Origin of the sequence: Enterobacter chengduensis, assembly GCF_001984825.2 — a bacterium.
In the GTDB taxonomy this organism is placed as follows: Bacteria; Pseudomonadota; Gammaproteobacteria; order Enterobacterales; family Enterobacteriaceae; genus Enterobacter; species Enterobacter chengduensis.
Genome location: NZ_CP043318.1, coordinates 230,794 through 256,054, shown reverse-complemented (window position 1 = coordinate 256,054; position 25,261 = coordinate 230,794). Strand labels below are relative to the sequence as shown.

Here is a 25,261-nt window from a genome sequence, read left to right as displayed (position 1 = left end):
AGAAAATGAAAGTATTAATCATTGGTAACGGCGGACGCGAGCACGCTCTGGCATGGAAAGCGGCGCAGTCTCCGCAGGTGAAAACGGTCTTCGTGGCACCGGGCAACGCCGGTACCGCACTGGAGCCGACGCTACAGAACGTCGCCATTGGCGTAACCGACATTCCGGCGCTGCTGAGCTTTGCCCAGAGCGAGAAAATCGACCTGACCATCGTCGGCCCGGAAGCCCCGCTGGTGATTGGCGTTGTTGACGCATTCCGCGCAGCGGGCCTGAAAATCTTTGGCCCAACGGAAGGCGCCGCGCAGCTGGAAGGCTCCAAAGCCTTCACCAAAGATTTCCTCGCGCGTCATAACATCCCGACGGCGGAATATCAGAATTTCACTGAAGTGGAGCCTGCTCTGGCCTACTTACGTGAGAAGGGCGCGCCGATTGTGATCAAGGCCGACGGTCTGGCCGCCGGTAAAGGCGTGATCGTCGCGATGACGCTCGAAGAAGCCGAAGCCGCGGTTCAGGACATGCTGGCAGGTAACGCCTTTGGCGATGCGGGCCACCGCATCGTGATTGAGGAGTTCCTCGACGGTGAAGAGGCGAGCTTTATCGTGATGGTCGACGGCGAGCACGTTCTGCCGATGGCCACCAGCCAGGATCACAAGCGTGTGGGCAATGGCGATACGGGGCCTAATACCGGCGGGATGGGCGCCTACTCCCCTGCTCCGGTGGTCACTGACGACGTCCACCAGCGCACGATGGATCGCATCATCTGGCCTACCGTGAAGGGAATGGCGGCGGAAGGCAATACCTACACCGGTTTCCTCTATGCGGGCCTGATGATCGACAAGCAGGGCAACCCTAAGGTTATCGAATTCAACTGCCGCTTTGGCGATCCGGAAACGCAGCCCATCATGCTGCGCATGAAATCCGACCTTGTGGATCTGTGCCTGGCCGCCTGCGACGGCAAGCTCGACGAGAAAACCTCAGAGTGGGACGAGCGTGCGTCTCTGGGCGTGGTGATTGCTGCGGGTGGTTATCCGGGCAACTACAGCACCGGTGATGAGATCCACGGTCTGCCGCTGGAAGAGATTGACGGTGCGAAGGTGTTCCACGCAGGTACGAAACTGGCTGATGATGACCGCGTGCTGACTAACGGCGGACGCGTGCTGTGTGCGACCGCGCTGGGTCATACCGTGGCTGAAGCGCAGAAGCGCGCCTATGCGCTGATGGCGGATATTCACTGGAACGGCAGCTTTAGCCGTCAGGATATCGGTTATCGCGCGATTGCCCGCGAGCAGGGGGAGTAAGGGAGACGTCTGTTCCCCTCACCCTAACCCTCTCCCCATAGGGGAGAGGGAACTAAAAACTCTTCTCTGTCGGCTGCCAGGTGCAGAAGTCTTCGTTTGCCACCAGCAGCAGCTGAGAGCCTTCCGGCGCCTCAAGCCACGCCACACTCACCTCCATTGATGAATGACGCTGACGGCGTTGAATATGTTCGGTCGCCCAGGATTCAAGCTCAGGCTTCACCGTTTGTCCTTCGCAGGTGGTTACCGTTCCATCGGCATGCCAGCGCCCCTGGCGCAGCACAACGCGACCCAGACGAAGCGCATCGCTGGTCTGGCGGATTTGTTCGGCACGATAACGATAGAGGGCGATTTGGTCGCTGGAAAGCTGCTGTTTTTGACCGCTGACTTCGCGCTGCATAAAGCTCAGCTCGCCATGGTCATCAAAACGCACTTTCACGTGTTCGGGGGTCTTGCTGTAGACGTTCAGTTCAATCAGCGACAGGTCATCTCCCTGCCAGCGATATTCCGCCGTCGACGTATTACCGTTGTGCCACGGGCTGAAGGCAGAAAGCAAATGCACTTCGCCGTCGGAGTCTTTGCGCCAGATCCTGACTGCGCCCTGGTTGTCCGCGTAACCGCTGGCGGTAAACGGCGGCAGGGAGGTATCGTGGCTGCAGGCTGACAGCAGCAGCATGCCTGCCAGCGCGAGCGTTCCACGCCAGAAAGACAAAAGGGGCGTTACCGCCCCTTCGCTAAAACTGTTCACTGCCACGCGTCTTACTTAACAGCGTCTTTCAGTGCTTTACCAGAAACAAATGCCGGCACGTTAGCTGCGGCGATTTTGATTTCTTTACCGGTCTGCGGGTTGCGGCCAGTACGCTCAGCGCGGTGGTTCACTTTGAAGGTACCGAAACCAACCAGTTGTACAGCATCACCTTCTTTCAGAGACTCAGTAATAGCAGCCAGGGTAGATTCCAGAGCAGCTTTAGCCTGCACTTTAGACAGATCAGCCTTGTCCGCAATTACATCAATCAGTTGAGTCTTGTTCATAAGTTATCCTTTCAATGTGTTTATCGCTTGCTAAGCATCGAGTGCGACGAAAATGCCAAAAAAGCACTCTCCTGCATACACGCACCGATAGCCACTTTTATTCGCCCCACAAATGTAGACCAGACAAGGGGCGAAAGGGAAGAGTCGAGGAGCGACAAAACGGGCGTTATCTCAAGTTTTATTGTCTCATTGGTTAAAAATTATACCAATATTGCTCTCGCCAGCCTCTCGCAAGTCCGCGCGTAGCCCTTTTATCAGCTCAATATCGCGTTCTTCACACTCTGCCAGCAGGCGGAAAATTTCCCACTGAATGTCCCATTCTTGCTCAACCGCCGGGTTCGCACGCAGCTCTTCGTCGGTCATCTCGCGACCTTCCTGGGTCATTTCCAGCATCGCGACGGTCGTAATCGATGCCTTACTGACTTCAATAGCGTGCTCCAGCGTCTCACCGCTCAGGCGAGAGTGGAGCAGTTCGCTTAACGCCACGCAGGCATCGATCGCCGGGTAGACGCCGTAGAGGTCAAAATCATCCGCAACCGGAATCGCCTCTTCCAGCTTTTCAAGCTGGGAGTCGAAGTTCACCTGCGCGTCCTTCACCGTCAGCGTTTCCCAGATCAGATCCAGAATGCGGCGGTAGATATGGCCATCACCAAAGCCCGTTTCCTTACAGAACGCGGCATAGTTGGGATACATGCGCTCGCACAGGCAAGCCATAAACGTCACGTGCTGCCAGCTTTCAAGTTTCTCAAGGCGCAGGTGAATCGGGTTTTGTAGCATGATGATCTCTCGAATCGAAAATTAGGCGCAGTTTACCTGAATCATCGCTGAATTTCCTGCCAACGAACAAAAGCCGGACGCGAAGAGGCCACGGCGTCGGCCCAGCGCGTCGGCTCCGGCAGGCGGTAGCCCTTCATGCAGCGCTGCACCCACGCCAGCGCGCTGTCCATGCTGACCCGGTGGCCGGTGGCAATAAAGAGCGGGTTACAGCGTGCCTTGCTGCGCCAGACCCACGCCAGCTGCTCACCTTTATGAATAAGCGGCGCCAGCGCGCCCGGCTCGGCAGAAAGCGGTTCAAACGCGCCGCACAGGCGCTTCTTGGCGACGCCGATGGTCGGCACATCCACCAGCAGCCCAAAGTGGCTGGCAACGCCTAAACGGCGCGGGTGTGAAATACCGTGTCCATCGACAAACAGCAGATCAGGTTTTTGCGAGAGTTGCTCCCACGCCGCCAGCAGCGCGGGATATTCGCGGAAGGAGAGAAAGCCCGGAATGTACGGCATGGTGGTGGCGATACGCGCGACCTTGTACTCCACCAGCTCAAGAGAAGGGTATTTCAGCACCACCATCGCCGCTCGCGTCACTTCCCCACCCTGTTCGAACCCGACGTCGGCTCCGCCAATGTACTGCGGAGGATCTTTATCCAGACGATCCTCGCGGATCACCGATGAGGCCAGTTCGATTTGCTGAGCGCGTAGCGACGCGAGATCCATAATCACTCCTTACTGGTGATACTGGGCTGAAAGCCGATGCACCGCCTCCACAAATACGCCCGCGTGTTCTGGCGGTACATCCTGATGAATGCCGTGGCCGAGGTTAAAGACGTGGCCTTCCCCCTGGCCGAAACCAGACAGTATAGTCGACACTTCTTCTTCAATACGGGCTGGCGGCGCGTAGAGCATGGACGGGTCCATATTGCCCTGCAGCGCCACTTTGTCACCCACGCGGCGGCGGGCATCGGCGATATCGGTGGTCCAGTCGAGACCCAGCGCGTCGCAGCCGGTTGCCGCCATCGCTTCCAGCCACTGGCCGCCACCTTTGGTGAACAGCGTCACCGGCACGCGGCGACCTTCGTTCTCGCGCAGCAGGCCGTCGACGATTTTATGCATGTAGTACAGGGAAAACTGCTGATAGTCGCGCCCGGTCAGCACGCCGCCCCAGGTGTCGAAAATCATCACCGACTGCGCACCGGCCTTAATCTGCGCGTTCAGGTAGAGGGTGACGCTCTTCGCCAGCTTGTCGAGCAGCGCATGCAGGGCCAGCGGCTCGGCGTACATCATCTTTTTAATTTTGGTGAACGCTTTGCTGCTGCCCCCTTCAACCATATAGGTGGCCAGCGTCCACGGGCTGCCGGAGAAGCCAATCAGCGGCACGTCGCCTTTCAGCTCGCGGCGAATAGTGCGCACGGCGTTCATCACGTAGCCCAGCTCGCCTTCCGGATCGGGGATCGGCAGCTTATCCACGTCGGCTTTGCTTTGGATGGGCGAGGTGAAACGCGGGCCTTCACCGGTTTCGAAGTACAGGCCAAGGCCCATGGCATCCGGAATGGTCAGAATATCCGAGAAGAGGATCGCCGCATCCAGCGGGAAGCGGCGCAGCGGCTGAAGCGTCACTTCACAGGCCAGCTCGGCGTTTTTGCACAGCGACATAAAATCGCCCGCCTGCGCGCGCGTGGCTTTGTACTCTGGCAGATAGCGTCCCGCCTGGCGCATCATCCACACCGGGGTGACATCAACGGGCTGGCGCAGCAGCGCACGCAGATAACGATCGTTCTTCAGTTCGGTCATTTTTGCAGTTCCTTAAGCGTCATGGCCCCAGTGTAACACTACTCATACTCGGCCCGACACATCGCCACGGTATCTTCTATCAGCCGACGCGCCACGGTGCCCGGCGGGGGTAACAGCGGTAAATCGTCGTAGCGATACCAGTTCGCGTCGAGCAGCTCTTTCTGGTCGATAACGATTTCGCCGCTGTCGTATTCGGCCATGAATGCCGTCATCAGCGACTGCGGGAACGGCCACGGCTGGGAGGTGACGTAGCGCAGATTCTTCACTTTGATCCCGCTCTCCTCCATCACCTCGCGCGCCACCGCCTGCTCCAGCGTTTCGCCCACCTCGACGAAGCCGGCAAGCACGGTATAAACGCCGTTGCGATGGCGGGTATGCTGCGCCAACAGGATGGAATCCTCCCGGCGGATGGCGACGATAATGCACGGCGCAATCTGCGGGTAGTAGCGCTCGCGGCAATGGCTGCAAAGCATCGCCCACTCGGTTTTGCTCGGGCGCATGGTATGGCCGCAGTAGCCGCAGAATTTATGCGAACGGTAAAACTCCGCCAGCTGTACGCCGCGGCCCGCCAGCTGGAACAGGCCAACATCCTGATCCAGCACCTGCCGCACCGATCCCATATCCTGACGGCGGGGCTGTTGGATCAACCACACGGGTTCACCCTGCCATTCGCCGATCTTCAGCGCTGGCTGGCCAACAAGATCGAACGCCTCGGCCGCGCCATGGGGTATTTCTCCGGCAGGGAGCCATAATTTCTGTTCGTGACTGACGATCCACCAACCAAGATCTGATTTTTCAATAATACGATCCATATCTATTGCACTACCTTCGCTTCACTGACATGTTGTTAGCATTGTGGTTACATTCTGGATAAGCAGATTCAATCCTACACTTTGCGGAGTCGACCATGTTAAACCAGCTGGAAAGCCTGACTGAGCGCGTTAGAGGAAGTAACAAACTGGTGGATCGCTGGCTACATGTGCGCAAGCATCTACTCGTGGCTTATTACAATCTGGTCGGTATTAAGCCTGGCAAAGAATCGTTTATGCGACTGAATGAAAAAGCGCTGGATGATTTTTGTCAGGGCCTGGTCGACTATCTGTCCGACGGCCATTTCAATATTTATGAACGCATTATCCGTGAAATGGAAGGGACAACGCCGTATTTAGCGGCCAGCAAACTCTATCCGCTGCTGGAGGCCAACACCCAGCAGATCATGGATTACTATGATTCCACGCTTGAGAACGCCATCGATCACGACAATTATCTAGAGTTCCAGCGGGCGCTTTCCGACCTTGGCGAAGCGCTGGAAGAGCGATTCACGCTGGAGGATAAGCTGATTAGCCTCGTCCTTAACGCCAGCCCCGAAGATAACGTCGCGCGCCCGGCTTGAGTTCTTAATCGTTAACGAGTAATTTACAACCATTCGCCCCTCTCACGAGGGGGATTTTTCTTGTCGGAGTGCCCAGCGCTTAAACGCGCGGGCTGAGACCGTTAATTCGGGATCCGCGGAACCTGATCAGGCTAATACCTGCGAAGGGAACAAGAGTCACACTGCTGTTGTATCGCCCCAGGGCGATCCTCTCTTGCTTCATCCGTCGTCTGACAAGCCATGTCCTTCACTTTTGGAATGAGCTATGTCTACTGCAAAACTGACCCGCCGCGAACAGCGCGCACAGGCCCAACACTTCATCGACACCCTGGAAGGCACCGCTTTCCCTAACTCGAAACGCATCTACATTTCCGGCTCGCAGGCCGATATCCGCGTCCCGATGCGCGAAATCCAGCTCAGCCCGACGCTTATCGGCGGCAGCAAAGATAACCCGCAGTATGAAGAGAACGAGGCCGTGCCGGTGTATGACACCTCCGGACCGTACGGCGACCCTGAGGTTGCCATCAACGTACAGCAGGGTCTGGCAAAGCTGCGCCAGCCCTGGATTGACGCGCGTAACGACTGCGAAGCGCTGAGCGTGCGCAGTTCTGCGTACACCAAAGAGCGGCTGGCCGACGACGGCCTGGACGCGCTGCGCTTTACCGGCCTGCTGACGCCAAAACGCGCTAAAGCGGGCAGCTGCGTGACCCAACTGCACTACGCCCGCCAGGGCATCGTCACGCCGGAGATGGAGTTCATCGCCATCCGCGAAAACATGGGTCGCGAGCGCATCCGCAGCGAAGTGCTGCGCTATCAGCATCCTGGGGAAGGCTTTGGCGCTCGGCTGCCGGAGAACATCACGCCGGAGTTTGTGCGTGACGAAGTGGCCGCTGGCCGCGCGATTATCCCCGCCAACATCAACCACCCGGAATCCGAGCCGATGATTATCGGCCGCAACTTCCTGGTGAAGGTCAACGCCAATATTGGTAACTCTGCCGTCACCTCCTCCATTGAAGAAGAGGTGGAAAAGCTGGTCTGGTCCACGCGCTGGGGCGCGGACACGGTAATGGACCTCTCCACGGGGCGCTATATTCATGAAACCCGCGAATGGATCCTGCGTAACAGCCCGGTACCGATTGGCACCGTCCCGATTTATCAGGCGCTGGAGAAGGTCAACGGCATTGCCGAAGACCTCACCTGGGAAGCGTTCCGCGACACGCTGCTGGAGCAGGCTGAACAGGGCGTGGACTACTTCACCATTCACGCGGGCGTGCTGCTGCGCTACGTGCCGATGACCGCGAAACGTCTGACCGGCATCGTCTCGCGCGGCGGTTCCATCATGGCGAAGTGGTGCCTTTCCCACCATCAGGAAAACTTCCTCTACGAACACTTCCGCGAAATTTGCGAAATCTGCGCCGCGTACGATGTCTCCCTGTCGCTGGGCGACGGCCTGCGCCCGGGCTCTATCCGCGATGGCAACGACGAAGCGCAGTTTGCCGAGCTGCACACGCTGGGCGAGCTGACCAAAATCGCCTGGGAGTATGACGTGCAGGTGATGATTGAAGGCCCGGGACACGTGCCGATGCAGATGATCCGCCGCAATATGACCGAGGAGCTGGAGCACTGCCATGAAGCGCCGTTCTACACGCTGGGGCCGTTGACCACCGATATTGCCCCAGGCTATGACCACTTCACCTCCGGGATTGGCGCGGCGATGATCGGCTGGTTCGGCTGCGCCATGCTCTGCTACGTGACGCCGAAAGAGCACCTCGGCCTGCCGAACAAAGAGGACGTGAAGCAGGGTCTGATTACCTACAAAATTGCTGCCCACGCGGCGGATCTGGCGAAAGGCCACCCGGGCGCGCAAATCCGCGATAACGCCATGTCAAAGGCGCGCTTTGAATTCCGCTGGGAAGATCAGTTCAACCTGGCGCTGGACCCGTTCACCGCCCGCGCCTATCACGACGAGACCCTGCCGCAGGAGTCGGGCAAAGTCGCGCACTTCTGCTCCATGTGCGGGCCAAAATTCTGCTCGATGAAAATCAGCCAGGAGGTGCGCGACTACGCCGCCGCGCAAACCATTGAAGTGGGTATGGCGGACATGTCCGAAACCTTCCGCGCCAAAGGCGGCGAAATCTACCTCAAAAAAGAGGAGGCCTAATGTACCAGCCCGATTTCCCGTCCGTCCCCTACCGCTTAGGGCTCTATCCGGTGGTAGACAGCGTGGCGTGGATTGAACGCCTGCTGGAGGCTGGCGTTCGCACCCTTCAGCTGCGCATTAAGGATAAACGCGATGACGAGGTGGAAGCCGATGTGGTTGCCGCCATCGCGCTGGGGCGTCGGCATAACGCCCGCCTGTTTATCAACGACTACTGGCGGCTGGCCGTTAAGCACCGTGCTTACGGCGTACATCTGGGTCAGGAGGACCTAGAAACGACGGATCTCAGCGCCATCCGTGAAGCCGGATTGCGGCTGGGCGTATCAACGCACGATGACATGGAGATCGACGTGGCCCTCGCGGCCCGCCCCTCTTACATCGCGCTGGGCCACGTCTTCCCGACGCAAACCAAGCAGATGCCCTCCGCACCGCAGGGGCTGGCGCAGCTGGCGAGCCACGTTAAACGCCTGGCCGATTACCCCACCGTTGCCATTGGCGGAATCAGCCTTGAACGCGCCCCGGCGGTGCTGGAGACCGGCGTCGGCAGCATCGCCGTCGTCAGCGCCATCACCCAGGCCGCAGACTGGCGGCTCGCCACTCAACAGCTGTTGCAGCTGGCAGGAGCGGGCGATGAACGATCGTGATTTTATGCGCTACAGCCGTCAGATCCTGCTGGAAGATATCGCCATCGACGGGCAGCAAAAGCTGCTCGCCAGCCGGGTGCTGATTGTCGGCCTGGGGGGATTAGGCGCGCCCGCCGCGCTTTATCTGGCAGGCGCGGGCATCGGCACGCTGGTGCTGGCCGACGACGACGAGGTTCATCTCAGCAACCTGCAGCGACAAATTCTCTTTACCACCGAGGATGTCAACCGGCCAAAAGCGGAAATCACCCGGCAGCGTCTGAACCAGCTTAACCCGGATATCGCGCTGATTGCCCTGCAGGAGCGGCTCAGCGGTGAAAGCCTGCACCGTGAGATCGCCCTGGCCGACGTGGTGCTGGACTGCACGGATAACATGGCGACGCGTCAGGCGATTAACGCCGCCTGCGTGGCAACGATTACGCCGCTTATCACCGCCAGCGCGGTGGGGTTCGGCGGGCAGATGATGGTCCTCACCCCGCCGTGGACGCAGGGCTGCTATCGCTGCCTGTGGCCGGATGATGCCGAACCGGCGCGCAGCTGCCGTACGGCGGGCGTTCTGGGTCCGGTGGTTGGGGTAATGGGCACCCTGCAGGCGCTGGAAGCCATCAAGCTGCTCAGCGGCATGGAGACGGAACGCAATACGCTGAGGCTGTTTGATGCCCGCTCCAGCGGCTGGCGCCATCTGGCGCTGCACCGCGCCAGCCGCTGCCCGGTATGCGGAGGCCGCGATGCGCATTCTGTTTAACGATGAGCCGATGAGATGCGACGACGGGCTTACCGTTGCCGCACTGCTCGACAAGCTGCGCCAGCTCAAGCCGGGAACGGCGCTGGCGCTCAATCAACAGATCCTGCCGCGCGAGCAGTGGGAACATCAGCAGGTCAATGAAGGCGACCAGATCCTGCTGTTTCAGGTTATCGCAGGGGGCTGAGATGTTACGTATTGCCGACAAAGTCTTTGATTCACATCTGTTTACCGGAACCGGAAAATTCGCCTCGCCGCAGCTGATGGTGGAGGCCATTCGCGAAAGCGGCAGCCAGCTGGTGACGCTGGCGCTCAAGCGCGTGGATCTGCGCCACCACAGCGACGCCATTCTGGCGCCGCTGCTGGAGGCAGGCGTCACGCTGTTGCCGAATACCTCCGGCGCCAAAACGGCCGAAGAGGCGATTTTTGCCGCGCAGCTGGCGCGTGAGGCGCTCGGCACACGCTGGCTGAAGCTGGAAATTCATCCTGACGCCCGCTGGCTGCTGCCGGATCCGATCGAAACGCTGAAAGCGGCTGAAAAGCTGGTGCAGCAAGGGTTTATCGTTCTGCCGTACTGCGGGGCAGACCCCGTGCTGTGCAAACGGCTGGAAGAGGTCGGCTGCGCCGCCGTCATGCCGCTGGGCGCCCCCATCGGCTCCAACCAGGGGCTGGAAACCCGCGCGATGCTGGAGATCATCATCGAGCAGGCGACCGTACCGGTGGTGGTCGATGCGGGTATTGGCGTGCCAAGCCACGCCGCGCAGGCGCTGGAGATGGGTGCCGACGCGGTGCTGGTCAATACGGCGATTGCGGTGGCCGACGATCCGGTCAAGATGGCGCGCGCGTTCCGCCTGGCCGTCGAGGCCGGCCTGCTGGCAAGAGGCTCCGGCCCCGGCTCGCGCAGCTTTCAGGCGCAGGCCACCAGCCCGCTGACCGGTTTTCTGGAGGCGATCTCATGAGCACGTTTACCGAGCGCTGGCGGCAGCTTAGCTGGGACGACATTGCCCTGCGCATCAACAGCAAAACGGCGGCTGACGTGGAGCGCGCGCTGAATGCCCGCCATCTGACCCGCGAGGATCTGATGGCCCTGCTCTCCCCGGCGGCCAGCGCGTACCTCGAACCGATGGCCCAGCGGGCGCAGCGGCTCACCCGCCAGCGTTTTGGCAACACGGTGAGTTTCTACGTGCCGCTCTATCTCTCAAACCTGTGCGCCAATGACTGCACCTATTGCGGCTTCTCCATGAGCAACCGCATCAGGCGGAAAACGCTCGATGACGGTGAGATTGCCCGTGAGTGTGCAGCTATTCGTGAAATGGGCTTTGAACATCTTCTGCTGGTCACGGGCGAACATCAGGGAAAAGTGGGAATGGACTATTTCCGTCAGCACCTTCCCGCCATTCGCCGCCAGTTTGCGTCGCTGCAGATGGAAGTGCAGCCCCTGTCGCAGGAGGAGTACGCGGAGCTCAAAGCCCTCGGGCTGGACGGGGTCATGGTCTACCAGGAAACCTACCACGAGGCGACGTACGCCCGGCACCACCTGAAGGGCAAGAAACAGGATTTCTTTTTCCGCCTGGAAACGCCGGACAGGCTGGGCCGCGCGGGTATCGACAAAATCGGTCTGGGGGCGCTGATCGGGCTGTCCGACAGCTGGCGGGTGGATTGCTACATGGTGGCGGAACATTTGCTGTGGCTCCAGCAGCGCTACTGGCAGAGCCGTTATTCCATCTCCTTCCCGCGCCTGAGGCCCTGCGCGGGCGGGATTGAACCGGCTTCACTGATGGATGAACGCCAGCTGGTGCAAACCATCTGCGCGTTTCGCCTGCTCGCCCCGGAGGTGGAATTATCGCTCTCAACGCGTGAATCCCCGGCGTTTCGCGACCGCGCGATCCCGCTGGCGATTAACAACGTCAGCGCGTTTTCCAAAACGCAGCCTGGCGGCTACGCCGACGATCGTCCGGAGCTGGAGCAATTTGCACCGCATGACGGACGACGCCCGGAAGCGGTCGCCGCCGCCCTGGCAGCGCAGGGACTACAGCCGGTCTGGAAAGACTGGGACAGCTGGCTGGGAAGAGCCTCGCAGTGACGTTGAAACGCGCTGCAACACCCTAAAAAATTGTCGAGGCGCGATGAAAAGGCAAAACCGGATGATTGCCTGCGATCGTTCGGTTTTTTATTGTCACACGGTCAGCAACGGATGCTGACCAGGGCGAAAAGCTTCTTCCTCGTTTCGCCCTGCCTCCTGCTCATTGCACAATTGCCCTCAGCCGGTTGAATAAGTATTTTCTTAATGGTTCTTAAGATAAATCATCCCGTCAAAAATCATGGGCCGTATAATTCACCGCTAACCGCAGGACAGCGACTATGCTGAGAGGATATCGGCAGACGACATGTATTCACCATCAGGAACGATGTACAGCTCATGGCACTTCACAGCAAAAAGCTCTCTTTTACCCGGCCCATCATGCTCAGCTTCGCGGGGATCCTCTGCGGTTTTGCGGTGATCGCGGTTGCGGTGACGCTTTCGCAACGGAAGGATTTTCTTGAGGATTATCATAAGATCAATAGTAATTTCACCCACAACCTGGCGGTGAACTACACCGAGTCTATTCTGCGTGAAAACGACTATATTCTGGGCCGATCCGCGATGTACTTTGCGCGTGACGACAGGCTAAACGAGACGCTTAGCGTCAACCCGACGCAGGGCCTGCAGATGATGATGCATCTGCAAAACCTGATGCCGACCGTCTCCTCCATCTCGCTGGCGGACACGCAGGGGCATTATCTCCGCGCACCGGAAGTGCTCCCGACGGAGAAGAGTAAAACCTTCGATCCCCGGACGCGACCGTGGTTTGTCGCTCAGGCGGAAGCCAGTATCTTCAGCCACTATACCCGCCCTTACATGGATTACTTCACCGGCCATCCGACGGTCACAGTCTATAAGCCCTTGATTTCACCGGAAGGCAGACTGAAGGGCACGCTCGCATTCCATCTCGATCTCACCTCAATGGGCTATACTCTGCGCCAGATGGTGGCACCCGTTCAGGGGGAATTCTTCGTCGTCGAACGCGACGGCGCCGTTGTGCTTCACCCGGATACGGGCGCGCTCTTCAAACAGTACGTGAGCGAAGCGCTGATGGACAAAATGACCAGCGGCGAAGGTCATCTTTACGACAAGAAAACCAACGCCTGGTATTACTACTACTCGTTTACTAACCCGGACTGGTTTGTGATCTACCGGGTATCCGGTGAGACGCTCACCGATATCACCCGCCACGAAACGACGATCGTTGGCTGGGGGTTTGCGCTGGCGGCCATCATCATCATCCTCTTTGGCTTATATCTCCGTCACGCCTCGCGTAGCGTACTGATGCACATTATCAATGCCATCAAAACCGGTGACGTCAGCGAGGCGCCGCGCCTGGAAGCAATGCTGAGCCACACGATTCAGTCCAATAAAGAGCGTGAGATGGCCTATGTACGGCAGGCCACCCACGATGCGCTGACGGGCTGTAAAAACCGTCGCGCGTTCGATAGCGATGTCGCGGAGCTGCTGAATGCCCAGCAGCCTTTCGCAATGGCGTTAGTGGACATTGATAACTTTAAGTCAATTAACGACACGCTGGGCCACCTGACCGGTGATATCGTTCTGCGCAACGTCGCCCGCGAAGGGATTCAGATCATGCAGCCACATCACGTCTCGGTTTACCGTTACGGTGGCGAAGAGTTTGCGGTCATCTTCCAGGCTGAACAGATGGCTTCCGCGCTTTCATTGCTGGAAGCGTGGCGTACCGCCGTTGAAAAACGCGTCTGGCGGGAAGAGAACCTGCGGGTGACGTTCAGCGGCGGTCTTGGAGAGTGGCATTTTGAACCGCTGGAGCAATTTGTCGGAAGCGTGGATAACGCTCTCTACAGCGCCAAACAGCAGGGCAAAAACCGCATCATCGAACGTCCATCAGCTAATCCTCACTCTTTCCCCCTGTCCGTTTAGACGGGCGGGGTACCCGTTAAGGCAAAATTGTAACCGGTTTCAGAAAATCGCCGGTTTCTTTGTGATGCCTGACACACAATCGCGGTAAACCGGTTGTTGAAGCGGTCTGCACGGGATAATTATCAATAAACACATGTAGATCGAGGCTGATTATGAAGAACATCGTTTTATGCTGTGCAGCGGGAATGTCAACCAGCATGCTGGTTCAACGTATGAAAGACGCCGCACAGAAAAAAGGGGTTGAAGTCACCATTAAAGCCGTTCCGGTTGCGGAGTTTAAAGACAACATCGCAACGGCCGACATCGTATTGCTGGGGCCACAGGTGAAATACGAGCAGGCTAAACTTCAGGCACAGGCCGACCCGTTGGGCAAAAAGGTCGCGGTTATCGACATGATGGATTACGGCATGATGAAAGGTGATGCCGTACTGGAAAAAGCGCTCAAACTTCTGGAGTCATAATGGAAGACTTAGAAACAACGATTATGGAACTGCTGGTCAACGCAGGCGCGGCGCGCAGTGCAGCCCTGACGGCATTACAGATGGCACGTAAAGGCGATTTTGACGAAGCAGAAAAAGCGATGGAAGAGTCGCGCGAATATGTGAAGCACGCGCACACGATCCAGACGCAGCTTATTGGTCTTGACGAAGGGACGGGGAAACTTCCGGTAAACCTGATCACCGTTCACTCTCAGGATCACCTGATGAACGCGATGGTCATTCAGGACCTGGCGGGCGATATGATTGAGCTTTATCGCCGCATCCCGCTGGTGAACTGAAAACATGCAGATGTAAAAAAACCCGCCGAGGCGGGTTTTTTATTGTCGGGTGGCGCTACGCTTACCCAACCTACGATTCATATGCCCGGTAATTTTCATCACCGGGCATCAACGATTACTCGTTGTCGGAACCGCCCAGACCTGCGTTCAGCAGTTCTGCCAGGCTCGCGGATGCATCTTCAGCAGTGACCTGCGGTGCAGCCGGCAGTTCGCCCGCAGCACGACGACGCATACGATCCTGATGGTACGCATAACCGGTACCGGCTGGGATCAGACGACCCACGATGACGTTCTCTTTCAGACCGCGCAGTTCATCACGTTTACCTGCAACAGCGGCTTCGGTCAGGACACGAGTCGTTTCCTGGAACGATGCTGCAGAGATGAAGGACTCGGTTGCCAGAGACGCTTTGGTGATACCCAGCAGATCGCGCGAGAAGGTCGCACCGATTTTGCCGTTCGCTTCCAGTTCGCGGTTAGCGATCTTGACGCGTGAGTATTCAACCTGCTCGCCTTCCAGGAACTCGGAGCTGCCCGCGTTTTCGATGGTTGCTTTACGCAGCATCTGACGAACGATAACTTCGATGTGCTTATCGTTAATCTTAACGCCCTGCAGACGGTAAACGTCCTGCACTTCGTTGGTGATGTAACGCGTTACCGCGTGTACGCCACGAAGACGCAGAATGTCGTGCGGCGCTTCTGGACCATCGGAAACCACGTCACCACGTTCTACACGTTCACCTTCGAACACGTTGAGCTGACGCCACTTAGGAATCATCTCTTCGTACGGCTCGCTGCCGTCTACTGGGGTGATAACCAGACGGCGTTTACCTTTGGTCTCTTTACCGAAGGAGATGATACCGCTGATTTCAGCCAGGATTGCAGGCTCTTTCGGACGACGTGCTTCGAACAGGTCCGCAACGCGTGGCAGACCACCGGTGATGTCCTTGGTACCGCTGGATTCCTGAGGAATACGCGCCAGAGCATCACCCGCACCGATCTGAACACCATCTTCCAGCTGAACGATCGCTTTACCCGGCAGGAAGTACTGCGCAGGCATGTCGGTACCCGGGATCAGAACGTCGTTACCCTGAGCATCAACGATTTTCAGTGCAGGACGCAGATCTTTACCGCCGGTAGTACGTTCAGCAGAATCCAGAACCACCAGAGAAGACAGACCGGTCAGCTCGTCGGTTTGACGAGTAATGGTCTGGCCGTCGATCATGTCAGTGAAGCGGATGAAACCACTTACTTCGGTGATAACCGGCATGGTGTGCGGATCCCAGTTTGCAACGGTTTCACCGCCGGCAACCTGCTCGCCATCACCTTTCGCCATAACCGCACCGTAAGGCACTTTATAGCTCTCTTTGGTACGACCGAATTCGTCGATCAGCTTCAGCTCGGTGTTACGAGAGGTCACAACCAGCTTGCCTGCGGAGTTAACAACAGACTTCGCGTTGCTGAGCTTGATGCTACCTTTGTTTTTCACCTGGATGCTGGATTCAGCAGCCGCACGAGATGCCGCACCACCGATGTGGAACGTACGCATCGTCAGCTGTGTACCCGGCTCACCGATGGACTGTGCCGCGATAACGCCGATGGCTTCACCTTTGTTGATGATGTGGCCACGCGCCAGGTCACGACCATAGCAGTGCGCACACACACCAAAGTCGGTGTCACAGGATACAACGGAACGTACTTTCACGGAGTCAACAGAGTTCGCTTCCAGCAGGTCACACCAGTGCTCGTGCAGCAGCGTGTTGCGTGGAACCAGAATGTCTGCCGTACCCGGCTTCAGAATGTCTTCCGCGGTCACACGACCCAGAACGCGATCGCGCAGTGGCTCTTTAACATCGCCACCTTCGATAACCGGGGTCATCACCAGACCTTCCAGCGTGCCGCAGTCGTCTTCGGTCACAACCAGATCCTGCGCAACGTCAACCAGACGACGTGTCAGATAACCGGAGTTCGCTGTTTTCAGTGCGGTATCCGCCAGACCTTTACGCGCACCGTGCGTGGAGATGAAGTACTGGAGTACGTTCAGACCTTCACGGAAGTTCGCGGTGATTGGCGTTTCGATGATGGAGCCATCTGGCTTCGCCATCAGACCACGCATACCTGCCAGCTGACGAATCTGTGCTGCGGAACCACGCGCACCGGAGTCGGCCATCATGTAGATGCTGTTGAAGGAAACCTGCTGCTCTTCTACACCGTCACGGTTAATCACGGTTTCGGTCTGCAGGTTATCCATCATCGCTTTGGATACACGATCGTTCGCCGCGGCCCAGATATCGATAACTTTGTTATAGCGTTCGCCCGCGGTAACCAGACCAGACTGGAACTGCTCCTGGATCTCAGCCACTTCGGCTTCCGCTTCAGAGATGATCTCGTGTTTCTTCTCTGGGATAACCATGTCGTCGATACCTACGGACGCACCTGAGCGCGCAGCGTAAGCAAAGCCGGTGTACATGGTCTGGTCAGCGAAGATAACGGTCGGCTTCAGGCCCAGAATGCGGTAACAGGTGTTCAGCATTTTGGAGATCGCTTTCTTGCCCAGCGCCTGGTTGACGATGGAGAAAGGCAGACCTTTCGGTACGATCATCCACAGAATGGCACGGCCAACGGTCGTGTCTTTCAGGCTGGTTTTCGCAACGAATTCGCCGTTTTCATCTTTTTCGTATTCGGTGATACGCACTTTAACGCGCGCATGCAGAGAGGCCAGGCCAGCGCGATAAATACGCTCAGCTTCTTTCGGGCCAGTCAGCACCATGCCTTCGCCTTTGGCGTTAACACAGTCACGGGTCATATAGTACAGACCCAATACAACGTCCTGAGAAGGAACGATGATTGGTTCACCGTTCGCTGGAGACAGGATGTTGTTGGTAGACATCATCAGCGCACGCGCTTCGAGCTGGGCTTCCAGCGTCAGCGGTACGTGAACAGCCATCTGGTCACCATCGAAGTCGGCGTTATAGGCCGCACAAACCAGCGGGTGCAGCTGGATAGCTTTACCTTCGATCAGGACTGGCTCAAATGCCTGGATACCCAAACGGTGCAGGGTTGGTGCACGGTTCAGCAGTACCGGGTGTTCGCGGATAACTTCGTCCAGGATATCCCAAACGACAGCTTCTTCACGCTCAACCATTTTCTTCGCGGCTTTGATGGTGGTGGCGAGTCCTCGCAACTCCAGCTTGCCGTAGATGAACGGTTTGAACAGCTCCAGTGCCATTTTCTTCGGCAGGCCACACTGATGCAGACGCAGGTATGGACCTACGGTGATAACAGAACGACCGGAGTAGTCAACACGCTTACCGAGCAGGTTCTGACGGAAACGACCCTGTTTACCTTTGATCATGTCGGCCAAAGATTTCAGAGGACGTTTGTTAGAACCGGTGATCGCACGACCGCGACGACCGTTATCCAGCAGGGCATCTACCGCTTCCTGCAGCATACGTTTTTCGTTGCGTACGATGATGTCCGGCGCAGCCAGATCCAGCAGACGTTTCAGACGGTTGTTACGGTTGATCACGCGACGATACAGATCGTTCAGATCCGACGTTGCGAAACGACCACCATCCAGCGGAACCAGTGGACGCAGATCTGGCGGCAGAACCGGCAGAACGGTCAGGATCATCCACTCTGGTTTGTTACCAGACTGAACGAACGCTTCCAGCAGTTTGATACGCTTGGTCAGCTTTTTACGTTTGGTTTCGGAGTTGGTTTCGTTCAGCTCTTCACGCAGCTGCTCGCACTCTTGCTCCAGATCCATGCTCTTCAGCAGGGCCTGAATAGCTTCCGCACCCATCTTCGCGTCGAATTCGTCACCGAACTCTTCCAGCGCGTCCAGATACTGCTCTTCAGTCAGGATCTGATGACGTTCCAGGTTCGTCATCCCGCCTTCGATAACCACATAAGATTCGAAGTACAGAACACGTTCGATATCGCGCAGCGGCATATCCAGCAGCAGACCGATACGGGACGGCAGAGATTTCAGGAACCAGATATGAGCAGTCGGAGACGCCAGCTCGATGTGGCCCATGCGCTCACGACGCACTTTGGTCTGGGTCACTTCAACGCCGCACTTCTCACAGATCACACCACGGTGTTTCAGGCGCTTGTACTTACCGCACAGGCACTCGTAATCTTTTACTGGCCCGAAAATGCGCGCACAGAAAAGGCCGTCACGCTCAGGTTTGAACGTACGGTAGTTGATGGTTTCCGGCTTTTTAACTTCACCGAAAGACCATGAACGGATCATGTCTGGCGAAGCCAGAGCAATTTTGATCGCATCAAACTCTTCGGTTTTAGTCTGCGCTTTCAGAAACTTTAATAAATCTTTCACGGATTTGCTCCCGTCGGAGTTAGCACAATCTGGTGCCGGGGGTTAACCCGGCACCAGTGACCTGTTTGAGCGAGAATTACTCGTCTTCCAGTTCGATGTTGATACCCAGCGAACGAATCTCTTTCAACAGTACGTTGAAGGATTCTGGCATGCCCGGCTCCATCTGATGGTTGCCGTCCACGATGTTTTTATACATCTTGGTACGACCGTTCACGTCATCAGACTTAACGGTGAGCATTTCCTGCAGGGTGTATGCCGCGCCGTATGCTTCCAGCGCCCACACTTCCATCTCCCCGAAGCGCTGACCACCGAACTGTGCCTTACCACCCAGCGGCTGCTGAGTAACCAGGCTATAAGAACCGGTAGAACGAGCGTGCATCTTGTCGTCGACCAGGTGGTTCAGTTTCAGCATGTACATGTAACCTACGGTTACCGGACGCTCGAACTGTTCACCGGTACGGCCGTCAAACAGCGTAATCTGACCAGACGTTGGCAGACCACCCAGTTGCAGCAGCTCTTTAATTTCAGCTTCTTTTGCACCGTCGAATACCGGCGTTGCAATTGGCATACCTTTGCGCAGGTTCTCTGCCAGACGCAGCACTTCTTCATCGCTGAAGGTGTTCAGGTCGACTTTCTGACGCACGTCGGTACCCAGATCGTAGGCACGCTGGATGAATTCGCGCAGTTTCGCGACTTCCTGCTGCTGTTTCAGCATGGCGTTAATCTTGTCGCCGATACCTTTCGCAGCCATACCCAGGTGAGTTTCCAGGATCTGACCAATGTTCATACGAGACGGTACGCCCAGCGGGTTCAGTACGATATCTACCGGCGTACCGTTAGCATCGTGCGGCATATCTTCGATCGGGTTGATCTTAGAGATAACACCCTTGTTACCGTGACGACCTGCCATCTTATCACCCGGCTGGATCTGACGTTTAACAGCCAGATAAACCTTAACAATCTTCAGCACGCCTGGTGCCAGATCGTCGCCCTGAGTGATTTTGCGGCGTTTCGCTTCGAGTTTTTTCTCGAACTCGTGTTTCAGCTCGTCATACTGCTCAGCCAGCTGTTCCAGCTGATTCTGTTTCTCTTCGTCGGTCAGGCCCAGTTCCAGCCAGCGATCGCGTGGCAGTTTGTCGAGCTTCTCAGCTTCAACGCCACCGGCAACCAGCACCGCATAGATACGGCTGAACAGACCCGCTTCGAGGATCTGCAGTTCTTCAGACAGGTCTTTCTTAGCCTGTTTGAGCTGCATCTCTTCGATTTCCAGCGCACGCTTATCTTTCTCAACGCCGTCACGAGTGAAGACCTGAACGTCGATAACCGTACCGGAAACGCCGTTTGGTACGCGCAGAGAAGAGTCTTTAACGTCAGACGCTTTCTCACCGAAGATAGCACGCAGCAGTTTCTCTTCTGGCGTCAGCTGGGTTTCACCTTTCGGCGTCACTTTACCAACCAGAATGTCGCCGCCGGTCACTTCCGCACCGATATAAACGATACCGGATTCATCCAGTTTGGAGAGCGCAGCTTCACCCACGTTAGGGATGTCAGCGGTGATCTCTTCTGGCCCCAGCTTGGTGTCACGGGACACACATGCCAGTTCCTGAATGTGGATAGTGGTGAAACGATCTTCCTGAACCACACGCTCGGAGACGAGGATGGAGTCTTCGAAGTTGTAACCGTTCCACGGCATGAACGCTACGCGCATGTTCTGACCGAGCGCCAGTTCACCGAGGTCGGTGGACGGACCGTCTGCCAGCACGTCGCCGCGCTCAACTGGCTCACCCAGAGACACACATGGCATCTGGTTGATACAGGTATTCTGGTTAGAACGGGTGTATTTGGTCAGGTTATAGATGTCGATACCTGCTTCGCCCGGATACATCTCGTCTTCGTTAACTTTGATAACGATACGGGATGCGTCAACGTACTGAACGGTACCGCCACGCTTAGCAACCGCAGTAACACCGGAGTCAACGGCAACAGCACGTTCCATACCGGTACCAACCAGCGGCTTATCAGCGCGCAGAGTTGGAACGGCCTGACGTTGCATGTTCGCACCCATCAACGCACGGTTGGCGTCATCGTGTTCCAGGAACGGGATCAGGGACGCACCGACGGATACCACCTGCTGGGTGGATACGTCCATGTAGTCAACCTGGTCGCGGCTGAACAAGCTGGATTCGCCTTTGCTACGGCAGGTAACCAGATCTTCTACAAAGTGGCCTTCGTCATCCAGGTTGGAGTTCGCCTGAGCGATAACGTAGTTGCCTTCTTCGATAGCAGACAGGTAATGAATTTCGTCGGTTACAACACCGTCAGTCACTTTACGGTACGGCGTCTCAAGGAAACCGTATTCGTTCGTCTGTGCGTACACGGACAGGGAGTTGATCAGACCGATGTTTGGACCTTCAGGCGTTTCGATTGGACATACGCGACCGTAGTGCGTCGGGTGTACGTCTCGAACTTCAAAGCCTGCGCGTTCACGGGTCAGACCGCCTGGGCCGAGTGCAGAGATACGACGTTTGTGCGTAATCTCAGACAGCGGGTTGTTCTGGTCCATGAACTGAGACAGCTGGCTGGAACCGAAGAACTCTTTCACTGCTGCAGAAATCGGCTTGGCGTTGATCATATCCTGAGGCATCAGGGTATCCAGATCGCCCAGAGACAGACGCTCTTTCACCGCACGCTCAACACGTACCAGGCCAACGCGGAATTGGTTTTCCGCCATTTCGCCTACGGAACGGATACGACGGTTGCCGAGGTGGTCGATATCGTCCACTTCGCCTTTACCGTTACGGATATCGATGAGCTTCTTCATCACTTCGATGATGTCGTCTTTGCTCAGGATACCGGAACCTTCGATTTCGTCACGCAGCAGAGAACGGTTGAACTTCATACGACCTACCGCGGACAGATCGTAGCGGTCTTCGGAGAAGAACAGGTTCTCGAACAGGCTTTCCGCCGCTTCGCGAGTTGGTGGCTCACCAGGACGCATCATGCGGTAAATTTCTACCAGCGCGCTCAGACGATCGGTGGTTGGGTCGACGCGAATCGTCTCAGAGATATACGCACCGTGGTCCAGATCGTTGGTGAACAGCGTTTCGATACGCTTGTGGCCAGACTGGCTCAGCTTAGCCAGCAGATCCAGGCTCAGCTCCATGTTCGCCGGGCAGATCAGCTCGCCAGTTGATTCATCAACGTAATCTTTCGCGGCTACTTTTCCTGCAATGTATTCAACCGGAACTTCGATGTGTTTGATATCATCTTTTTCCAGCTGGCGGATGTGGCGCGCGGTGATACGGCGACCTTTTTCCACATACACTTTGCCGTCGGCTTCGATGTCGAACGACGCGGTCTCACCACGCAGACGTTCCGGCACCAGCTCCATCTGCAGCTTGTTGTCGCGGATTTCGAAGATCACTTTCTCAAAGAACAGGTCCAGGATCTGCTCAGTGGTATAGTTCAGTGCACGCAGAATGATGGTTGCAGGCAGCTTACGACGACGGTCGATACGGACAAACAGGTTGTCTTTCGGATCGAACTCGAAGTCCAGCCATGAACCACGGTAAGGAATGATGCGTGCGTTATACAGTACTTTACCGGAAGAGTGTGTTTTACCTTTATCGCTGTCGAAGAAGACGCCCGGGCTACGATGCAGCTGGGAAACGATAACACGCTCAGTACCGTTGATAACGAAAGTACCGTTGTCCGTCATGAGTGGAATTTCACCCATGTAGACTTCTTGTTCTTTAATGTCTTTTACGGTGCCTTCCGGCGCTTCGCGCTCGTAGATCACCAGACGCAGTTTTACGCGCAGCGGTGCGGAATAGGTCACGCCACGGATCTGACATTCCTGAACGTCAAACACCGGTTCGCCAAGGCGGTAGCTGACGTACTGCAGCTCGGAGTTACCGCTGTAGCTCTGAATCGGGAACACGGAGCGGAAGGCTGCTTCCAGACCGTACTGCCCTTCAGGATCTTGCTCGATAAACTTCTGGAACGAGTCAAGCTGGATAGAAAGGAGATATGGAATGTCCAGAACTTGTGGACGTTTACCAAAATCCTTACGAATACGTTTTTTCTCGGTATAGGAGTAAACCATAGGGTTCCTCAGCTCGCTGACAAGTCGACCCATCTGTCCGACGAAGGGACAGTTTGTGCAACACCATTTTGTGGACCGGAAAATTGAATACTTTCCGCAATACCTGTTGCTATCACGCTTAAATCATTTCGTCGCGATTTACACAGAGCGAGCACCCTGTCGCAATATATTAAGTCGTCGATAGAAACATGCATTGTCAGGACAATCAGCAGTCAAACAGTGTGAAATGCTACTGATGCCTTACAGCGCAAAAAGGCTGGTGACTAAAAAGTCACCAGCCATCAGCCTAATTGCTTAGGCTGCAACCAGAAAAGTTGGCTTATTTAACTTCAACTTCAGCGCCAGCTTCTTCCAGAGATTTTTTCAGTGCTTCTGCGTCGTCTTTGCTCACGCCTTCTTTCAGCGCAGCTGGAGCAGATTCTACCAGGTCTTTAGCTTCTTTCAGACCCAGGCCAGTTGCGCCACGTACTGCTTTGATAACAGCAACTTTGTTCGCGCCAGCAGCTTTCAGAATTACGTCGAATTCAGTTTTTTCTTCAGCAGCTTCAGCCGGGCCCGCAGCTACAGCTACAGCAGCAGCAGCAGAAACACCGAATTTTTCTTCCATTGCAGAAACCAGCTCTACAACGTCCATTACGGACATAGCTGCTACTGCTTCAATGATTTGATCTTTAGTGATAGACATTTAAATTGTTCCTGAAAATCAGAATAAAGTTTATACGTAAGCAAATGCTTTATAAAGATAACTGCGATTAAGCAGCTTCTTTCGCATCGCGTACAGCAGCCAGAGTGCGAACCAGTTTGCCAGCCGCAGCTTCTTTCATGGTTGCCATCAGGCGTGCAATTGCTTCTTCGTAGGTCGGCAGGGTTGCCAGGCGATCGATTTGCGATGCCGGGATCAACTCACCTTCAAAGGCTGCAGCTTTGACCTCAAATTTTGCATTCGCTTTCGCGAACTCTTTGAACAGACGAGCAGCAGCGCCCGGGTGTTCCATAGAGTATGCAATCAGGGTCGGACCAACAAACGTGTCTTTCAGGCACTCGAACTGAGTACCTTCAACTACGCGGCGCAGCAGGGTGTTACGAACAACACGCATGTATACGCCAGCTTCACGACCTGCTTTACGCAGTTCAGTCATTTTGTCTACAGTAACGCCACGGGAATCCGCAACTACTGCAGACAGCGCGCCTTTGGCTACTTCGCTGACTTCAGCAACAATCGCTTGTTTGTCTTGAAGATTTAAAGCCATTAGCTTTGCTCCTGGATGTTTGCCGGAACTCATGTTCCGGAACTCACTTCACTCAACCCAACGGGAAGAGCGTCTTAATACGGTGAGCAGAAACAAGCCAGAATATTCAAAAAATAATCTTAGCGTTCTGTCACCGTCTACGCAGGGGATTAAGTTTCTTGCGAAACACCTGCGGTCTTCGACGGAGGCCTGGATTAGGCCAGGCTCCAACGAACAAATCTTTTAGCCGCTAACTTTCGTTAGCAAACGTGGGGGTAAGATTGTAGACAAAATCACCGCCCACGTAAAGGCATTAGTTTGCAGCAGCGCTCAGGCCAGCCTGGTCAACTGCAACACCTGCACCCATGGTGGTGGAGATGCTAACTTTCTTGATGTACACGCCTTTCGCCTGAGTTGGTTTTGCTTTTTTCAGCGCAACCAGCAGAGCTTCCAGGTTTTCTTTCAGTTTGTCAGCGTCAAAGTCCACTTTACCGATGGTGGTGTGGATGATGCCGTTTTTGTCGTTACGATAACGAACCTGACCTGCTTTAGCGTTCTTAACCGCTTCAGCAACGTTAGGGGTTACAGTACCCACTTTCGGGTTTGGCATCAGGCCGCGTGGACCCAGAACCTGGCCCAGCTGGCCAACAACGCGCATTGCATCTGGAGAAGCAATAACAACGTCAAAGTTCATTTCGCCTTTCTTGATCTGATCAGCCAGATCTTCCATACCTACCAGTTCAGCGCCGGCAGCTTTAGCAGCTTCAGCGTTTGCACCCTGAGCAAATACAGCTACGCGAACGGAACGGCCAGTACCGTGTGGCAGTACGGTTGCGCCACGAACGTTCTGATCGGATTTACGCGCGTCGATGCCGAGGTTAACGGCAACGTCAACGCTTTCAACGAACTTAGCCGTTGCCAGTTCTTTCAGCAGAGCGATAGCTTCGTTGATGTCGTACTGTTTGGTCGCATCAACTTTGTCACGGATCACGGACATGCGCTTGGTCAGTTTAGCCAT

The 25,261-nt window shown here is 56.1% G+C and carries 22 protein-coding genes and 1 riboswitch; of the genes, 11 read left to right on the top strand and 11 right to left on the bottom strand.

Going from position 1 to position 25,261, the window contains the following annotated elements; genetic code table 11:
• The first annotated feature begins 5 nt into the window (after positions 1-5).
• Positions 6-1,298: a phosphoribosylamine--glycine ligase gene (gene purD / locus FY206_RS01235; protein ID WP_032644511.1), complete on the top strand. Its 1,293-nt coding sequence runs from the start codon at positions 6-8 to the stop codon at positions 1,296-1,298.
• Between the two features lie 52 nt (positions 1,299-1,350).
• Here purD and FY206_RS01230 read toward each other — a convergent pair whose 3' ends face one another.
• From FY206_RS01230 to nudC, 6 genes are all read right to left on the bottom strand, one after another.
• Complete coding sequence (locus FY206_RS01230; RefSeq protein WP_032644510.1) at positions 1,351-2,043, bottom strand: DUF1481 domain-containing protein; 693 nt, start codon at positions 2,041-2,043, stop codon at positions 1,351-1,353.
• 11 nt (positions 2,044-2,054) lie between these two features.
• Entirely contained in the window at positions 2,055-2,327 is a 273-nt protein-coding gene (gene hupA, locus FY206_RS01225) for a nucleoid-associated protein HU-alpha (RefSeq protein WP_002445246.1), read from the bottom strand.
• Positions 2,328-2,513: 186 nt separating this feature from the next.
• Complete coding sequence (locus tag FY206_RS01220) at positions 2,514-3,104, bottom strand: YjaG family protein (protein WP_077064569.1); 591 nt, start codon at positions 3,102-3,104, stop codon at positions 2,514-2,516.
• Between the two features lie 41 nt (positions 3,105-3,145).
• Positions 3,146-3,817: a deoxyribonuclease V gene (gene nfi / locus FY206_RS01215; RefSeq protein WP_023309979.1), complete on the bottom strand. Its 672-nt coding sequence runs from the start codon at positions 3,815-3,817 to the stop codon at positions 3,146-3,148.
• Between the two features lie 9 nt (positions 3,818-3,826).
• Entirely contained in the window at positions 3,827-4,891 is a 1,065-nt protein-coding gene (gene hemE, locus FY206_RS01210) for a uroporphyrinogen decarboxylase (protein ID WP_032644508.1), read from the bottom strand.
• 38 nt (positions 4,892-4,929) lie between these two features.
• Positions 4,930-5,703, bottom strand: coding sequence for an NAD(+) diphosphatase (nudC, locus tag FY206_RS01205; RefSeq protein ID WP_032644507.1), 774 nt, complete (start codon positions 5,701-5,703; stop codon positions 4,930-4,932).
• A 95-nt stretch (positions 5,704-5,798) separates the two neighbouring features.
• On the opposite strand from nudC, the gene FY206_RS01200 reads away from it, so the two are divergent.
• The 10 genes from FY206_RS01200 (at position 5,799) to FY206_RS01155 (ending at position 14,570) form a co-directional block, all read left to right on the top strand.
• On the top strand, positions 5,799-6,284 hold the full coding sequence (locus tag FY206_RS01200) for an Rsd/AlgQ family anti-sigma factor (protein ID WP_032644506.1): 486 nt from the start codon (positions 5,799-5,801) through the stop codon (positions 6,282-6,284).
• Positions 6,285-6,338: 54 nt separating this feature from the next.
• Positions 6,339-6,450, top strand: a riboswitch (TPP riboswitch).
• Positions 6,451-6,528: 78 nt separating this feature from the next.
• On the top strand, positions 6,529-8,424 hold the full coding sequence (gene thiC / locus FY206_RS01195; RefSeq protein ID WP_032644505.1) for a phosphomethylpyrimidine synthase ThiC: 1,896 nt from the start codon (positions 6,529-6,531) through the stop codon (positions 8,422-8,424).
• Positions 8,424-9,065, top strand: a complete 642-nt coding sequence (gene thiE / locus FY206_RS01190) for a thiamine phosphate synthase (protein ID WP_032644504.1) — start codon at positions 8,424-8,426, stop codon at positions 9,063-9,065. The genes thiC and thiE overlap by 1 nt, the downstream gene beginning before the upstream one ends.
• On the top strand, positions 9,052-9,807 hold the full coding sequence (gene thiF, locus FY206_RS01185) for a thiazole biosynthesis adenylyltransferase ThiF (protein ID WP_032644503.1): 756 nt from the start codon (positions 9,052-9,054) through the stop codon (positions 9,805-9,807). The genes thiE and thiF overlap by 14 nt, the downstream gene beginning before the upstream one ends.
• Entirely contained in the window at positions 9,791-9,991 is a 201-nt protein-coding gene (gene thiS, locus FY206_RS01180) for a sulfur carrier protein ThiS (protein WP_032644502.1), read from the top strand. Before thiF ends, thiS begins: the two co-directional genes overlap by 17 nt.
• Position 9,992: 1 nt before the next feature.
• Positions 9,993-10,763 carry a thiazole synthase gene (gene thiG / locus FY206_RS01175; protein WP_032644501.1) on the top strand — a complete coding sequence of 257 codons (771 nt, stop codon included), beginning with the start codon at positions 9,993-9,995 and terminating at the stop codon, positions 10,761-10,763.
• On the top strand, positions 10,760-11,887 hold the full coding sequence (gene thiH / locus FY206_RS01170) for a 2-iminoacetate synthase ThiH (RefSeq protein WP_032644500.1): 1,128 nt from the start codon (positions 10,760-10,762) through the stop codon (positions 11,885-11,887). Before thiG ends, thiH begins: the two co-directional genes overlap by 4 nt.
• A gap of 336 nt (positions 11,888-12,223) precedes the next feature.
• Positions 12,224-13,792 (top strand): sensor domain-containing diguanylate cyclase, encoded by a 1,569-nt coding sequence (locus FY206_RS01165; RefSeq protein ID WP_077064570.1) that lies wholly within the window; start codon positions 12,224-12,226, stop codon positions 13,790-13,792.
• A gap of 152 nt (positions 13,793-13,944) precedes the next feature.
• The gene (locus FY206_RS01160) at positions 13,945-14,253 is read left to right on the top strand and encodes a PTS sugar transporter subunit IIB (protein ID WP_010425948.1); all 309 of its coding nucleotides are present in this window, start codon (positions 13,945-13,947) and stop codon (positions 14,251-14,253) included.
• Complete coding sequence (locus FY206_RS01155) at positions 14,253-14,570, top strand: PTS lactose/cellobiose transporter subunit IIA (RefSeq protein WP_003862327.1); 318 nt, start codon at positions 14,253-14,255, stop codon at positions 14,568-14,570. The genes FY206_RS01160 and FY206_RS01155 overlap by 1 nt, the downstream gene beginning before the upstream one ends.
• Before the next feature lie 115 nt (positions 14,571-14,685).
• Here FY206_RS01155 and rpoC read toward each other — a convergent pair whose 3' ends face one another.
• From rpoC to rplA, 5 genes are all read right to left on the bottom strand, one after another.
• Positions 14,686-18,909 (bottom strand): DNA-directed RNA polymerase subunit beta', encoded by a 4,224-nt coding sequence (rpoC, locus tag FY206_RS01150; RefSeq protein ID WP_032644499.1) that lies wholly within the window; start codon positions 18,907-18,909, stop codon positions 14,686-14,688.
• A gap of 76 nt (positions 18,910-18,985) precedes the next feature.
• Positions 18,986-23,014: a DNA-directed RNA polymerase subunit beta gene (gene rpoB / locus FY206_RS01145; protein ID WP_032644498.1), complete on the bottom strand. Its 4,029-nt coding sequence runs from the start codon at positions 23,012-23,014 to the stop codon at positions 18,986-18,988.
• 319 nt (positions 23,015-23,333) lie between these two features.
• On the bottom strand, positions 23,334-23,699 hold the full coding sequence (gene rplL, locus FY206_RS01140) for a 50S ribosomal protein L7/L12 (protein ID WP_002445276.1): 366 nt from the start codon (positions 23,697-23,699) through the stop codon (positions 23,334-23,336).
• A gap of 67 nt (positions 23,700-23,766) precedes the next feature.
• A complete protein-coding gene (gene rplJ / locus FY206_RS01135; RefSeq protein ID WP_003862338.1) occupies positions 23,767-24,264 on the bottom strand; it encodes a 50S ribosomal protein L10 in 498 nt (165 codons plus the stop codon).
• 292 nt (positions 24,265-24,556) lie between these two features.
• On the bottom strand, positions 24,557-25,261 hold the full coding sequence (gene rplA, locus FY206_RS01130) for a 50S ribosomal protein L1 (RefSeq protein WP_006810530.1): 705 nt from the start codon (positions 25,259-25,261) through the stop codon (positions 24,557-24,559).

Bases quoted from the DNA above. Each gene is read 5' to 3' on its own strand.
- purD (WP_032644511.1), top strand. From the start codon at position 6: ATGAAAGTATTAATCATTGGTAACGGCGGACGCGAGCACGCTCTGGCA.
- nfi (WP_023309979.1), bottom strand. From the start codon at position 3,817: ATGGATCTCGCGTCGCTACGCGCTCAGCAAATCGAACTGGCCTCATCG.
- hemE (WP_032644508.1), bottom strand. From the start codon at position 4,891: ATGACCGAACTGAAGAACGATCGTTATCTGCGTGCGCTGCTGCGCCAG.
- hupA (WP_002445246.1), bottom strand. From the start codon at position 2,327: ATGAACAAGACTCAACTGATTGATGTAATTGCGGACAAGGCTGATCTG.
- thiF (WP_032644503.1), top strand. From the start codon at position 9,052: ATGAACGATCGTGATTTTATGCGCTACAGCCGTCAGATCCTGCTGGAA.
- thiG (WP_032644501.1), top strand. From the start codon at position 9,993: ATGTTACGTATTGCCGACAAAGTCTTTGATTCACATCTGTTTACCGGA.
- rplA (WP_006810530.1), bottom strand. From the start codon at position 25,261: ATGGCTAAACTGACCAAGCGCATGTCCGTGATCCGTGACAAAGTTGAT.
- FY206_RS01220 (WP_077064569.1), bottom strand. From the start codon at position 3,104: ATGCTACAAAACCCGATTCACCTGCGCCTTGAGAAACTTGAAAGCTGG.
- rplL (WP_002445276.1), bottom strand. From the start codon at position 23,699: ATGTCTATCACTAAAGATCAAATCATTGAAGCAGTAGCAGCTATGTCC.
- FY206_RS01200 (WP_032644506.1), top strand. From the start codon at position 5,799: ATGTTAAACCAGCTGGAAAGCCTGACTGAGCGCGTTAGAGGAAGTAAC.
- FY206_RS01155 (WP_003862327.1), top strand. From the start codon at position 14,253: ATGGAAGACTTAGAAACAACGATTATGGAACTGCTGGTCAACGCAGGC.
- rpoB (WP_032644498.1), bottom strand. From the start codon at position 23,014: ATGGTTTACTCCTATACCGAGAAAAAACGTATTCGTAAGGATTTTGGT.
- thiS (WP_032644502.1), top strand. From the start codon at position 9,791: ATGCGCATTCTGTTTAACGATGAGCCGATGAGATGCGACGACGGGCTT.
- thiE (WP_032644504.1), top strand. From the start codon at position 8,424: ATGTACCAGCCCGATTTCCCGTCCGTCCCCTACCGCTTAGGGCTCTAT.
- nudC (WP_032644507.1), bottom strand. From the start codon at position 5,703: ATGGATCGTATTATTGAAAAATCAGATCTTGGTTGGTGGATCGTCAGT.
- rplJ (WP_003862338.1), bottom strand. From the start codon at position 24,264: ATGGCTTTAAATCTTCAAGACAAACAAGCGATTGTTGCTGAAGTCAGC.
- thiH (WP_032644500.1), top strand. From the start codon at position 10,760: ATGAGCACGTTTACCGAGCGCTGGCGGCAGCTTAGCTGGGACGACATT.
- FY206_RS01165 (WP_077064570.1), top strand. From the start codon at position 12,224: ATGGCACTTCACAGCAAAAAGCTCTCTTTTACCCGGCCCATCATGCTC.
- thiC (WP_032644505.1), top strand. From the start codon at position 6,529: ATGTCTACTGCAAAACTGACCCGCCGCGAACAGCGCGCACAGGCCCAA.
- FY206_RS01160 (WP_010425948.1), top strand. From the start codon at position 13,945: ATGAAGAACATCGTTTTATGCTGTGCAGCGGGAATGTCAACCAGCATG.